General features: G+C 40.5%; 13 protein-coding genes and 1 other annotated feature (1 of these 14 running past the window's edge). Of the genes, 6 read left to right on the top strand and 7 right to left on the bottom strand.

All coding sequences use genetic code 11. The annotated features are described in order from the left end of the window. Positions 1–146 (top strand) — a binding site (T-box leader); it begins 86 nt to the left of the window's first position. A gap of 52 nt (positions 147–198) precedes the next feature. Next, entirely contained in the window at positions 199–1,467 is a 1,269-nt protein-coding gene (tyrS, locus tag ACN6NB_RS13440) for a tyrosine--tRNA ligase (protein WP_039180668.1), read from the top strand. A gap of 86 nt (positions 1,468–1,553) precedes the next feature. On the opposite strand, the gene ACN6NB_RS13435 is transcribed toward tyrS, so the two are convergent. Then, entirely contained in the window at positions 1,554–1,910 is a 357-nt protein-coding gene (locus ACN6NB_RS13435) for an antibiotic biosynthesis monooxygenase family protein (RefSeq protein WP_144491314.1), read from the bottom strand. Positions 1,911–2,180: 270 nt separating this feature from the next. Here ACN6NB_RS13435 and ACN6NB_RS13430 point away from each other — a divergent pair, with 270 nt between their 5' ends. Both ACN6NB_RS13430 and ACN6NB_RS13425 read left to right on the top strand, forming a co-directional pair. Continuing rightward, positions 2,181–2,759 (top strand): esterase/lipase family protein, encoded by a 579-nt coding sequence (locus ACN6NB_RS13430; protein WP_369880183.1) that lies wholly within the window; start codon positions 2,181–2,183, stop codon positions 2,757–2,759. A 203-nt stretch (positions 2,760–2,962) separates the two neighbouring features. Further along, the gene (locus ACN6NB_RS13425) at positions 2,963–3,529 is read left to right on the top strand and encodes a cysteine hydrolase family protein (RefSeq protein ID WP_474253388.1); all 567 of its coding nucleotides are present in this window, start codon (positions 2,963–2,965) and stop codon (positions 3,527–3,529) included. Positions 3,530–3,573: 44 nt separating this feature from the next. Here ACN6NB_RS13425 and ACN6NB_RS13420 read toward each other — a convergent pair whose 3' ends face one another. The 3 genes from ACN6NB_RS13420 to ACN6NB_RS13410 all read right to left on the bottom strand — a co-directional run bounded on the left by ACN6NB_RS13420 (position 3,574) and on the right by ACN6NB_RS13410 (position 5,809). Continuing rightward, a complete protein-coding gene (locus ACN6NB_RS13420; RefSeq protein WP_474253387.1) occupies positions 3,574–4,128 on the bottom strand; it encodes a hypothetical protein in 555 nt (184 codons plus the stop codon). 280 nt (positions 4,129–4,408) lie between these two features. Then, entirely contained in the window at positions 4,409–5,011 is a 603-nt protein-coding gene (gene rpsD, locus ACN6NB_RS13415) for a 30S ribosomal protein S4 (RefSeq protein WP_039180654.1), read from the bottom strand. Between the two features lie 300 nt (positions 5,012–5,311). Next, on the bottom strand, positions 5,312–5,809 hold the full coding sequence (locus tag ACN6NB_RS13410; RefSeq protein ID WP_064497817.1) for a GAF domain-containing protein: 498 nt from the start codon (positions 5,807–5,809) through the stop codon (positions 5,312–5,314). A 126-nt stretch (positions 5,810–5,935) separates the two neighbouring features. Between ACN6NB_RS13410 and refZ the strand changes: the two genes are divergently transcribed. Further along, the gene (gene refZ / locus ACN6NB_RS13405; RefSeq protein WP_064497818.1) at positions 5,936–6,601 is read left to right on the top strand and encodes a forespore capture DNA-binding protein RefZ; all 666 of its coding nucleotides are present in this window, start codon (positions 5,936–5,938) and stop codon (positions 6,599–6,601) included. Here the strand turns inward: refZ and hisJ are convergent. Continuing rightward, complete coding sequence (gene hisJ, locus ACN6NB_RS13400; RefSeq protein ID WP_041086648.1) at positions 6,571–7,386, bottom strand: histidinol-phosphatase HisJ; 816 nt, start codon at positions 7,384–7,386, stop codon at positions 6,571–6,573. The genes refZ and hisJ overlap by 31 nt on opposite strands. Before the next feature lie 339 nt (positions 7,387–7,725). Here hisJ and ezrA point away from each other — a divergent pair, with 339 nt between their 5' ends. Beyond that, the gene (ezrA, locus tag ACN6NB_RS13395; protein ID WP_474253386.1) at positions 7,726–9,429 is read left to right on the top strand and encodes a septation ring formation regulator EzrA; all 1,704 of its coding nucleotides are present in this window, start codon (positions 7,726–7,728) and stop codon (positions 9,427–9,429) included. A gap of 41 nt (positions 9,430–9,470) precedes the next feature. Here ezrA and brnQ (ACN6NB_RS13390) read toward each other — a convergent pair whose 3' ends face one another. Both brnQ (ACN6NB_RS13390) and brnQ (ACN6NB_RS13385) read right to left on the bottom strand, forming a co-directional pair. Next, positions 9,471–10,814 (bottom strand): branched-chain amino acid transport system II carrier protein, encoded by a 1,344-nt coding sequence (gene brnQ / locus ACN6NB_RS13390; RefSeq protein WP_126681472.1) that lies wholly within the window; start codon positions 10,812–10,814, stop codon positions 9,471–9,473. 215 nt (positions 10,815–11,029) lie between these two features. Then, the gene (gene brnQ / locus ACN6NB_RS13385; RefSeq protein ID WP_268464423.1) at positions 11,030–12,370 is read right to left on the bottom strand and encodes a branched-chain amino acid transport system II carrier protein; all 1,341 of its coding nucleotides are present in this window, start codon (positions 12,368–12,370) and stop codon (positions 11,030–11,032) included. Between the two features lie 186 nt (positions 12,371–12,556). Between brnQ (ACN6NB_RS13385) and ACN6NB_RS13380 the strand changes: the two genes are divergently transcribed. Continuing rightward, complete coding sequence (locus ACN6NB_RS13380) at positions 12,557–13,699, top strand: cysteine desulfurase family protein (RefSeq protein ID WP_039180642.1); 1,143 nt, start codon at positions 12,557–12,559, stop codon at positions 13,697–13,699. Positions 13,700–13,703 lie beyond the last annotated feature (4 nt).

Genomic DNA, 13,703 nt, shown 5'->3' with positions numbered 1-13,703 from the left:
TCGAATTACCCTCACGAACCGCTTTTACGAAAAGGAGCATGCCCTGATTAGTGAAAGAACGGATCTGTCCGTTATCAGTGTAAGTGAAAAGACAAGATTTTTTGTCTTTTAAGCAGGGTGGTACCGCGATATATATCGTCCCTTCGTTCATTCGAAGGGGCGTTTTTTATGTTCATTTTAAACAAAGGAGATTTGGATATGAGTCAATTGATGGAAGAGCTATCGTTTAGAGGATTAATTCAGCAGCAAACAGATGAAGAAGGTTTAACAAAATTATTAGCAGAAGAGAAAATCAAGCTATACTCCGGCTTTGATCCGACAGCTGACAGCTTACACATTGGTCATCTATTGCCAATTTTAACATTACGCAGATTCCAAGAAGCAGGTCATCACCCGATTGCTCTTGTTGGCGGTGCGACTGGACTCATTGGCGATCCTAGTTTCAAAAAAGCAGAACGTTCACTCAACCCAGCAGAAATCGTCGAACAGTGGTCAGATAAAATCAAAGGACAGCTGTCTCAATTTCTTGATTTTGAAGCAGGCGAGAACCCAGCCGTCATCGTGAATAACTACGACTGGATCAGCCAAATGAATGTTATCACGTTCCTTCGTGATATTGGAAAGAACTTCGGTGTAAACTTTATGCTGGCAAAAGATATCGTGAGCTCACGTATCGAAACAGGGATTTCTTACACAGAATTCAGCTACGTCATCCTGCAGTCTTTAGACTTCTTAAACCTTTACAGAAATGAAAATTGTAAGCTGCAAATCGGCGGAAGTGACCAGTGGGGAAATATCACATCTGGACTTGAGCTGATCCGTAAGTCTGAAGCAGAAGGAGCAAAAGCATTCGGTCTGACGATGCCGCTTGTCACAAAAGCAGACGGCACAAAGTTTGGTAAAACAGAAGGCGGCGCTATCTGGTTAGATAAAGAAAAAACGTCTCCATATGAGTTCTACCAATTCTGGATTAACACAGATGACCGTGATGTCGTGAAATACTTAAAATACTTTACGTTCTTATCAAAAGAAGAGATCGCATCGTACGAAGAAAAAGTGCAAACAGCACCTGAAAAGCGTGAAGCGCAGCGCCGTCTAGCAGAGGAAGTGACAACACTTGTACATGGCCGTGAATCACTAGAACAGGCAGTCAACATCTCAAATGCACTATTTAAGGGCGAGATCAAATCTCTTACAGCTGAAGAAGTGAAAGTAGGCTTTAAGGATGTTCCATCAATGGAGAAAAGCAGCACAGAAGAATTAACACTAGTTGATATTCTTGTGGAATCAAAGCTGTCTCCATCAAAGCGTCAAGCACGTGAAGATATCACAAATGGTGCTGTCTCCATCAACGGAGAGAGACAAACAGATAAAGACTATGTTCTCTCAGCTGACGACCGAATTGAAAACCAATTTACCGTTTTAAGAAGAGGGAAAAAGAAATACTTCCTTGTGACGTATAAATAAATCTCTATGAAACAGTAAACATCATGGAAAAGCACCTCAAATGTTCGTGTACATTGAGGTGCTTTTCTTTTTTATGTAGAAGTTGCTCATTCGTCTGCTTCTTGTTCAAGGAGTGAATCTTTGTTTGTATAAGCATGTTCTACCTTACAAATTCGGGTAGTATAGGATTCATACCAATCCTTTTTCCCCTTTTTTTGAACACGCTGATGTGCTGTATGTGCTTTCCATTCTTTGATGGCTGCTAATGAATCCCAGTAAGATACAGTGATCCCAACACCACGTTCATCTCGTACACTTTCTATTCCAAGAAACCCATCTAGATCTTTCGCTAATTCTTCCATTTTTTGAGCAGCCGCAGCGTATTCTTTCTGCTCAACATTTGTTCGTTTTGATGTGAAAATCACGGCATAGTAGGGTGGAGCAGGGGTTTGCGTAAATAGCATCTAGTAGAACCTCCTTTTTCTATTGATATTATATATGAAAGAAAGAAGGTCTCGTAGTCTTTTTGTTTGAATTTAAAAAAGTCCAAGGTGCTTTTTGATTATTTATATTTCTGTAAAATCATCTCATAAACATTACCTTGTTCACTTTTCTGACATATTTTTCTTTTATAAAATAGAGTCGTATAAGATGAATAAGGGGGAATGAAAGTGATTTTTGTTAAGAAAAGGAGTTTGCAAATTCTCGTTGCGCTTGCATTGGTGATTGGTTCAATGGCTTTTATCCAGCCAAAAGAGGTGAAGGCGGCTGAGCATAATCCGGTTGTGATGGTACATGGTATTGGTGGTGCCTCTTATAACTTTTTTTCTATTAAAAGTTATTTGGTTGGACAAGGCTGGGATCGAAACCAATTATATGCTATCGATTTCATAGACAAAACAGGAAATAACCGCAACAATGGTCCGCGTCTATCTAAATTCGTCCAAGATGTGTTAAACAAAACGGGTGCCAAAAAAGTAGATATTGTGGCTCATAGTATGGGCGGGGCGAACACGTTATACTATATTAAAAATCTTGATGGCGGAGATAAAATTGAAAACGTTGTCACGATTGGTGGAGCAAATGGACTCGTTTCAAACAGAGCATTACCTGGCACAGATCCAAATCAAAAAATTCTTTACACATCTGTCTATAGTTCAGCCGATCTCATCGTCGTCAACAGCCTCTCTCGCTTAATTGGCGCAAAAAACGTCCTGATTCACGGCGTTGGACATATCGGTCTATTAACCTCAAGCCAAGTGAAAGGCTATATTAAAGAAGGACTGAACGGCGGAGGACAGAATACGAATTAAAAAACGAAAAAAGACAGCGGTATATGCTGTCTTTTTTGATGTCAATTGGCATATGGCAGCTGTTAGATGAAAGAGACCTTGAAAAGAAGCATAACGATGACGCAAAACAAAGCATCGTACATAGCCGAATAAAAACATGTACAAAACGATCACCATTCCTTACACTACATGTAGTGAATAAGAATCTTCGGAGGTGGGCGTTTGTGAAAACGAATCAAAAGGCTTTCATCATTGTAGATGTACAAAAAGCGTTCGAGCATGAAAAATGGGGAGAACGCAATAACCTAAAGGCAGAGGAAAATATTAGCCGGCTATTGACGTTTTGGAGAGAGAAAAGCTGGAAAGTGATTCATATTCAGCATACATCCGACAATCCGGAATCTGTCTTTCATCCAGCAAATGAAGGGCACCTTTTTAAAGATATTGCTAAACCGCTAGAGGAAGAAACGGTGATACAAAAGAAAGTCAACAGCAGCTTTATTGGTACTAACTTAGAGGAACATCTAAGATCAAACCAGATTGACACGGTCGTCATCGCAGGATTAACAACCCCTCACTGCGTTTCAACGACCACAAGAATGAGCGGAAATCTTGGCTTTGATACGTACTTGATCTCAGATGCAACAGCTGCCTTTGGATTAACGGATCAAAATGGTACATATTTTGACCCAGAAACGATCCACCGGCTCTCACTTGCAACCCTGTATGATGAATTTGCGACTGTTATGACAACAGAGCAGCTCATCGCAAAATGGACAAGTCAAGAATGAACGATTGGAAGCTCCTAGAAAGAAATCTAGGAGCTTTTTTCATGCTAATGATATGTGTCCAGCGATTGTTTTCGTTGTTTCTTACGTGAGTAAAAGAGATCAATCTCAATAAATAAAAAACTGACAAAGAATGATAAAATTAATACGCCGGAATCCCCTATCGATACATTCATTAAATTTAAGTAAAGGACATACTTGATAGAGAGATGTAAAACGATCCAAGAACTCACCCATTCCAAAGTATAAGTGAGCCATACAGGAAGTTTAAGGAGATAAGCCAGTCCTTTTCCTATGAATAGAAGGACAGGTGACCAAAAAACGACGATAACACTCACGAACAAAGAGAAAGAGATTAAAGAAAAAAATGAATCATACGTGATGGTTTCTCCAAAAAGAAAATTCACGCCTAAAACGGTGATGTATAGCAATACACTAGGAATCGCGATCACAAAGCAGATAGAAAAAAAGAGCAGGAAGATAAACAGACATGCAGCAAATCTATTTGGCGGTTCATTGATAATCTGTTTTTTTCTTAAAAGAGAATAGGCAATCACTGATAAGATTAAAAGTAAGAATAGAATGATTGTGATACTAAACATGGATCTCCTCCATCTAAGTACTATAGAAAACCATACGACTGATACGTCATCTATCATTATTGTACCAATAGAAAAAAGGCAATTCAATGAATTGTTTCCTATATTTGTATATATGATTGAAGTAAGAATGGAGCAGGCAGCCGGGGAAAATAAGTGTTGAAAATGGAAGATGACTTCAAATGATTTCATGTATAATTGAGAACATACAAAAAACCCTAGAAAACCTTGAAAAATCAAGGGATCTAGGGTTTGTTTGCTCTCTCTTAGAGAAGTAATGAAATTAACGAGAGTAGAACTCAACGATTAGTTGTTCGCTGATTTCAGGCGCTAATTCAGAACGCTCTGGAAGACGAGTGAAAGTTCCTTCAAGCTTTTCAGCATCGAAAGAAAGGTATTCAGGAACGAAGTTGTTTACTTCAACTGATTCTTTCACTACTGCAAGGTTTTGAGATTTCTCACGAAGAGCAATCGTTTGACCTGGTTTCACAGAGAAAGATGGGATGTCTACACGGCTTCCATCAACAAGGATGTGACCATGGTTTACTAGCTGACGAGCTTGGCGGCGAGTACGAGCAAGGCCAAGACGGTATACTAGGTTGTCAAGGCGAGTTTCAAGAAGGATCATGAAGTTTTCACCTTGTTTACCAGGAAGTTTAGCAGCTCTGTCATATAGTGTACGGAATTGACGTTCGTTGACACCGTACATGTGACGAAGCTTTTGCTTCTCTTGTAATTGTAAACCGTATTCAGATAGTTTTTTGCGTTGTCCTGGACCATGTGGGCCTGGAGCGTAAGGGCGTTTTTCAAGTTCCTTACCTGTTCCGCTTAATGAAATGCCTAAACGGCGGGAAATCTTCCAACTTGGACCTGTATAGCGAGCCATAATGTGACTCCTCCTTATTGTTTTTATTTGTGAAAAATAAAAACCGTCTGTTCTTCCTCTTCTTCGTCATTATGTTTTCATGCATCCTCGCTCCAGCAGCAGGGAGTTACAAGATGCACCTTCAAATAGAAGGAACAAAATGATACAAAAAAGCCGAACAAAAAGGCTGCCATATTTCACACAAACTCTATTATATGACGCTGGGTATGAGAAGTCAACCTATTTAGAGGCAAAGGTGACGTTCCCCATTATATAAAGAAACATAAAAAAGCAGACAATGTGCCTGCTTTTTCTGCATGATTACGCATCCGTAGAGACAGATAACGCCTGTTGAAGAATCTCTGTAAATTGAATAAGGTAGGTCTCATCTACTTCACTGAAGCGGTCTTTCACAGGACTGTCAATATCGAGCACCCCAATGATCTGTCCATTGACTTTTAGCGGAATGACTATTTCAGATTGCGAAGCGGCGTCACACGCAATATGTCCAGGGAATGCATGGACATCAGCGATACGCTGCACTTCACCTGTCGCAAACGCTGTACCGCAAACGCCTTTTCCAGAAGGGATGCGCACACATGCAGGCAGTCCATTAAACGGTCCAAGCACAAGCTCGCCGTCCTTTGCTAAATAAAACCCTGCCCAATTGACTTCAGGAAGTGTGTGATAGAGTAGCGCAGCTGCATTTGCCAAGTTGGCAATCAGATCAGGTTCACCATCTGTAATGGCTTCTACCTGTTTGACAAGCAATTGATAGTCTTTTGAAGGATCGCCAGACTGTTTTTCGACATGAAACATGAAAATCTCCTACTTTCTATCTTAAAAATACATAACTTGCGTTTCGCATGTGGGATTTGTCGAGCAATTGTACAAGGAACTTCTGCCTTCATCTTGAAGTATGTACACATGAAGAGGGGTGAGCGGATGAAAACATCAACAACCGTGCAAACAAAAGATCGTATTATGGATGCTGCCATCAGACTTTTTAACCAAAAGGGATTTTCTGGCACCTCTGTCCGTGAGATTGCGAAGGAAGCAAACGTCAACGTTGCCCACATTTCTTATTACTTTCAAGGAAAAGGAGGGCTGCTTGAGCAGCTCGTATCCGATTTTTATGAAGGTTACATTCACATGATTGAATCACATCTTCATCACATGGAAACCCGTCACGCAAAAGAATGCTTACTACATGTGGTTTTTGATATTTTATCTTATCAGCACAATCACCGTCAATTAACCCGTTTCGTTTATCGGGAGGTGACGATTGATTCGACACTCATCAGAGAAATCATGTCGACATATTTAACAAAAGAAAAGTATTTGTTTCAGCTTATCATTGAAAAAGGAAAAAGCACCCATGTTATTTGTGAGCAGCTGTCACTCGCATCCTTTATGATTCAGCTGAAATCACTTCTCATGATGCCATATTTACAGCCGCAATATTTAACAGAGGTGCTTTATTTGAACCCAAGTGAGCCGTATTTCTATCAAATGTACTTTAAGGAGCTGAGCCGCTCGCTTCATCATCTGCTAGAACCAAAAGAGCCGGCACTAGATTCTCATCTGAACCTCATGATGTCCTCGAATTGATCATACGCATATCCGAGATCTTCCGCTTGATGGGCATCAGAGCCGAATATGAGCGGAATTTTTTTCTTTTTGGCAAGGTCAATCATCCATGGATCTAAATAGATACTTCTGGCATATGTTTTACGAAGACCTGATGTATTAAAATCTAAGGACATGCCTTTTTTTGCCGTTTCTTCAAGGCAAAGGGTGACCTTTTGACAAAGTTCAGGTGACATTTCATATGGAAAAAGCTGTTTGAATTTCTGGACAAGGGTGATATGACCGATTCTCTTTGGCTTATATTGGCCTAAAGATGATAGAATAGAAGAATGAATTTGGTCATAGTAGCTTTGGTAGACCTGTTCGATGCTGCCATAGATGCTTATTAGCTGCTGGAAGGCATGCTCGTCAAAATCAAGGCAAATATAATCATCGCCAGCAGGAAGAAAGTGAACAGATAAAATGGCGTCGTCTAGCTCTGGACCGTAGCAGTCTAAAAAGGTTCTAGTTTCCTCTTCATACTCTTTGATAAAGTCAACCTCAAGCCCAGTTTTTACTATTAATTGTCCTTTGTATTCTTGTTTCAGCTGAGCCAGTTTCGTGATATACGCTTCAAGGTCTTGGAGCTTCATGGCACTATCCTGCTCAGGTGTTGGATCTTGAAACGATGGAGGCAGCGGGGCATGCTCGGTAAAGGTTATGGAATCAAATCCCTTTTTGATGGCTTTTTCAATATAAGAATGAAAAGAATCAAGCGAACCGTGCGGGCAAAACGGTGTATGTAGATGTGCATCTTGTTTCAGCATGTCGTCACCTCTTGTCGATATTTTGAAAAACGTGATGTTTATCAGCGAAAATAATGAAAAATCATGACCAAAAATGCTGGTTACATGGTATCATAATAACAATGAAAACGACAGCTTCCGCATACATAAAAGCAGGTCACATTGATACGTGTGATCAAATGATAGAAAGCGCACAAATACTTTCTTGAAAAAACATACATAAAACCGTGAATGGATGGTATTGGAAAACATACGATCCTGCTTATAAAAACAAATGCAAAGCGGACACGAAAGGGTTCTCAGGTCTACTCGGGACACTTTTACCCTGACATCACTTAGATCACAACAAGGGGGCTCATTATGGAGTTAATCATCGGTTTAATTGTCATTTTGCTTGCTTTGTTTTCAGTCGGTTATTTCCTGCGAAAAAATATATATAAAGAGATTGACCGATTGGAAGCATGGAAAATTGAAATTTTAAACAGATCAATTGTAGAAGAAATTTCAAAGATCAAACATTTAAAAATGACCGGAGAAACAGAGCAATTTTTTGAAAGATGGCGTGCAGAGTGGGACGATATCGTCACAGCCCATCTTCCAAAGGTAGAGGAGCTATTATATGATGCAGAAGAGTATTCTGATAAATATCGATTCTCCAAAGCCAAGCAGGTTCTTACGCACATTGAGGACTTGCTGAGTGCTGCTGATTCGAACATTGAAGACATTTTAAAAGAGATTGCAGACCTTGTCACAAGCGAGGAGCAAAATCGCAAGGACATTGAAAAGGTCAAAGAACAATATCAAACAGTTCGAAAAAATCTGCTTGCGTACAGCCATTTATACGGCACCCTTTATGACAAAATGGAGCAGGACTTAGATGAGGCCTGGGAAGGGATCAAGCAGTACGAGGAAGAGACAGAAAACGGAAACTATATGAAAGCAAGAAAGATTTTGCTTGAGCAAGACCGCAGACTCGATCAGCTTCAGCTGTATATCAATGATGTACCGAAGCTCATTGCAGACTGCAAACAAACCGTACCAGGCCAGCTGACGAAGCTGAAAGACGGATATAAAGAAATGACAGACAAAGGCTACAAGCTCGAGCACATCCAGATCACTAAAGAGCTTGAGAACTTAAACAAACAGCTGACCCGTGCGGAAAAACTGCTGATTGATGAACTCAATCTGGATGAAGCATCAAGCATTCTCCAAATGATTGATGATGCAATTCAGACGCTGTATGATCAGCTTGAAGCGGAAGTAGAAGCAGGGCAGGAAATCAAAAGCAAAATGCCTGAGCTGACGGAAGCATTTGAAAAACTCGAGCAGGATCACACGCAAACAAAGGCAGAAACAGCTCTTGTAAAAGAAAGCTACAAACTGACAGCCGGAGAGCTTGATCAACAGAAGGCGTTCGAAAAACGCTTAGAAGAAATTGAAAAGCTCATGAAACAAATTCGAGAGAAGCTTGATCATGATCATGTCGCATATTCATTATTAATGGATGAAATCAATCAGCTCGAAACCTTTATCGATGATGCAAAAGCATTGCATGATACGTTTAAAGATCACCTTCAATCATTAAGAAAAGAAGAGCTGCAAGCGAGAGAAACACTGGCTGAGCTCAAAACGATGCTGACAGATACAGTGCGTCAGCTGCAAAAAAGCAATATTCCAGGTGTACCTGCTGACATGAAAGAGCAGGCTGAAAAAGCGCAGGAGATGATTCAGCAAGTGCACGAGCAGCTTGAGAACCTGCCGCTCAACATGCCAGCCGTGAATGAGCAATTAAAAGAAGCCTCTGACACAGTGAGACATGTTGTGGATGAGACGGAAGAAATGCTCACTAAAGTGGATCAAATTGAACGAATCATTCAATACGGTAATCGTTTTAGAAGCCAAAATCATATTCTTTCTGAACAATTAAAAGAGGCAGAGCGAAGATTTTATGCATACGATTATAACGGTTCATTTGATGTAGCAGCAGCTGCTGTTGAAAAAGCATCACCTGGAGCCGTTCAGAAGCTATTAGCTCAGCAGGAAAAAGAATATCAGCATCAATAAAAAAAGCTGAAGTCCATTGATAGGACTTCAGCTTTTTTGTATTATGACGCCTGTTTTTGGCGTTCTTCTGAAGCAGAAGAAGTGAAAAGTGAGATCAGGAATCCAATGGCGACTCCAAGTAACGCAGGGACAAGCCAGCCAATGCCAAGGTCATAAAAAGGCAATACTGTTTGGAAGAGGTCTTTTACTGGACCGATTGGAAGCTTTGCTGCTGCTAATCCGTCAAATAAGCTGACGCACCCTGTTAAAATTAACGAGAGGACATATACTGGTCTTCTATGTCCAAGCCATTTATCAGCAAGTGATAGAACGATGATCACAATTGCCAGCGGATAAATCGCTGTTAAGACTGGAACAGAGAAAGCAACGATATGAGCAAGTCCAAAGTTAGAAATGATGAAACTAAATAATGTAACAAGTGTCACGACCATTTTATAAGAAAGTTTAGGAATTAACTTTGAGAAATACTCTCCGCATGATGTGACAAGACCGATACTTGTTGTTAAACAAGCGACTGTAATGGCAGCTCCTAACACAATATTTCCTAGACTTCCGAAAAGGAACTGAGAAGACTGAGCTAAGATTTTGCTTCCATCTCCAACGAATCCAATGGCATGTGTACTAGAAGCACCTAGATACGCAAGTGATAGGTAAACGAAGGTTAATCCAGCAGCTGCAATCAAACCTGCTTTGATACAAGCAGAAGCCAGGGCCTTTTTACTTGTCACACCGCGTCCTTTAATCGCGTTGATGACAACAATTCCAAATACAATAGAAGCAAGAGCATCCATCGTTTTATAGCCCTCTAAAAACCCTTTGAAAAACGATCCGTTGCTATAAGATACATCTGGTGTACCAATCACGCCCATCGGTGTCAAAATGGCTTTTACAATGATAATAAAAATGATCGTAAATTTAATCGGTGTTAATATTTTCCCTACACGATCCACGATTTTCGTTGGATTTAAAGCAAGGTAATACGTAATACCGAAAAAGATGAGTGTAAATAAAAGAAGGGACAGCCAAGCTGGCACACTTGATAAAAATGGTAATGCGCCAATTTCATACGAAACCGTTCCTGTACGCGGAATAGCGAAAAGCGGCCCAATGGATAAATATAAAATGACGGTGAATGCTGTTCCAAACACTGGATGAGCCTTATCCGCAAGTCCTTTTGCATCACGTCCTGTTAAAGCGATCGCAATAATACCTAGTAGAGGTAAACCGACACCTGTTAATAAAAATCCGCCCATTGCTCTCCATACATTTGTTCCAGCATATTGCCCAAGCTCTGGTGGATAAATCATATTTCCGGCGCCGAAGAATAAAGCAAATAACATAAAACCTATAATAACCGTATCTTTCGTCGACAATGTTGCCTTCATTGAATATAAAGCCTCCAATATTATGTTGAAATATTCTGTTAATTAGTTGTTAAAACCGTTCTTCATTAACATTCACTAATTATAAAGGATGTACGCCTGATGTCAACATGTGTTTTCATACAAAAGTCATGAATTTTTCTATTTTAGTATATGAAGAACATAAAAAAACATCCCCTTCTCCTATGGAAAGGGATGTTTTTTGTTTTGATGCTTGATTAAGCAAGCTGTTTAGGTGGACTAGTCAATAAAGAAATAAGAAGTCCAATAATAGCTCCAAGAACGGCAGGGATTGCCCAGCCGATCCCAAGTTTATATAAAGGAACAACAGCTTCTAAAAATTCAGGTAATCCGCCAAGAGGGATTTTCGCTGCCACGAGCCCATCAATCACAGCAAAGACACCTGTGAAAAGGAGTGAAGCGATATAAATGATTCGTCTTCCATTGATCCATCGATCAATAAAAGATAAGAGAATGATCACGATGGCTAACGGATAAATCGCAACAAGCACTGGAACAGAGAGCGAAATAATTTGTGCCAGTCCCAGGTTTGCTACAAATGTACTGAATAAAGATACAACTAAAACAACTGTACGATAAGAAAAGCGTGGAAATAGCGTAGAAAAATATTCTCCGCAGGATGAAACAAGTCCAATACTTGTGGTCAAACAAGCAAATAAAATCGCAGCCCCTAACACAATATTTCCAGCAGAACCAAATAAAAAGTTTGCCGCAAGCGAAAGGAGTTTTCCCCCATCATTTGCTCCGACCATACCTGTAGCCTCAGGACTTGATGCTCCGACATAAGCGAGTGATATGTACACAAGAGCTAGTCCAGCAGCTGCGACAAGCCCCGCTTTAATACAGGCTGCTGCAATCGATTTACGTTCTGTAATACCACGCTCTTTCACAGCCGTGACAACGACAATTCCGAAAACGATTGAAGCAAGAGCATCCATCGTTTTGTAGCCTTCTAAAAAGCCGGTAAACAGCGGGCTTCCTTCATAGGTTGGATGTGGACTGCCAATTCCACCCATTGGTGTTGCGATTGCTTTGATCACAATTAAAGCAATGACAGCGAGTAAAATTGGTGTTAAAATTTTACCGATTCGGTCAACAAGCTTCGATGGATTTAAAGCAAGAGCATAGGTAATGCCGAAAAAAGCAATTGAAAACAAGAATAATGGAATCCATGATTCAGACTGCGCTTCAGACAGAAACGGCGCCAGCCCAATCTCATAAGAAACAGTCCCAGTACGAGGGATTGCAAAGAAAGGTCCAATGGATAAATATAAAATGACGGTGAAAATGGTACCGAATGTAGGATGAGCTTTATCAGCAAGCCCTTTTGCACCTGTTCCTGTCAAGGCAACGGCAATGATGCCTAGCAGCGGAAGTCCCACGCCTGTCAGTAAAAATCCACCGATCGCAAGCCATACGTTTTCACCTGCGTACTGTCCAAGTACAGGAGGGAATATCATATTGCCTGCGCCAAAAAAGAGTGCAAACAACATTAAGCCGATGGCTAATGTGTCTGTTTGACTTAACTTATTTTTCATAAGGTTATCCCCCTATTATTTTATTTTTCCGCCATGTTTAAATATTCTGTTAATTTAGGAAAAAATATGACAATGGCACTATGCATGATATAGTGAATTGATGAGGTTGTCAATATACCGCTTTATATTGAAATAAAAGGAATTCAGATCATATTAGTTAAACGCAAGAGGATAAGGAGTTTCGCAATGATGTATCTTGATAATAGTGCAACCACAAAACCGTACCCTGAGGTTTTACAAGTATATCAGCAAGTGAGTGAGCGTTATTTTGGAAATCCATCTTCGCTTCATCAGCTCGGAATAGATGCAAGCCGGCTGTTAAATGAAACGAGAAAACAAATGCTTCACTACACGGGCTTAAAACAATATGAGATTATTTTTACTTCTGGTGCTACAGAAGCGAATAACATTGCCATTAAAGGAGCAGCACTTGCCAAAATGAATCGGGGCAAGCACATTGTGACGACAGCAATTGAGCATCCTTCTGTCATTGAATCGTTTGAACAGCTAAAGGCGTTATTTGGCTTTGACATCTCCTATATTCAAGTAAATGAGCAAGGCCATGCAGATATGACGCATTTAAAAGAAGTGCTTCGCCCTGATACAGTGCTTGTCAGCATGATGCACGTCAATAACGAAACGGGTGCCATCCAGCCGATTGAAGAAGCTGCTGGCATCATTCGTGAGCATACCGAAAACGCGCTTTTTCATGTCGACGGGGTGCAGGGAATGTGCAAAGTAGCACTTAATAAACAGCTGGATGTAGATCTTTTGACGATGTCAGGTCATAAAATTCATGGCTTAAAAGGCACAGGCGCACTCTTTTTAAAGAAAGATGTCATTCTCGCCCCTTTCATTACAGGCGGAGAGCAGGAATTAGGGCTTCGTTCAGGTACTGAAAACCCTGCTGGAGCTGTCAGCTTGGCAAAAGCCATGAAACAATCATATGAACAGCTTGACAAGCATCACGATGAGATGCTGAACTTAAAAACGCAGCTGCAAAAACAGCTTGGAGACATAGAAGGTATTGTGATGAACACACCGAGGGCGCAAAGTGCGCCGCACATTGTGAATTTTTCAGTGCCGGGTATTCAAATTGAAGTCCTCCTCCATATGCTTGAAAAAGAAGGTATATATGTTTCTACAACCTCTGCCTGCTCAGCCAAGAAAAAAGAGCCAAGCCGTGTACTGCTGGCGATGGGAAAATCAGAGGAAGTGGCCAAAAGCAGTATGAGAATCAGCTTGACGTATGGACAAGGACCAGAGCTTGCATCGCAAATCATCACATCGATCACACAAAGTGTGAAAAAATTAAAAGGAATGAGATAACAGC

The sequence above is a fragment of the Bacillus sp. 11B20 genome, assembly GCF_056098985.1.
Note: the sequence above shows the minus strand (reverse complement) of the source record. Positions and strands in the feature narration are given on the sequence as shown.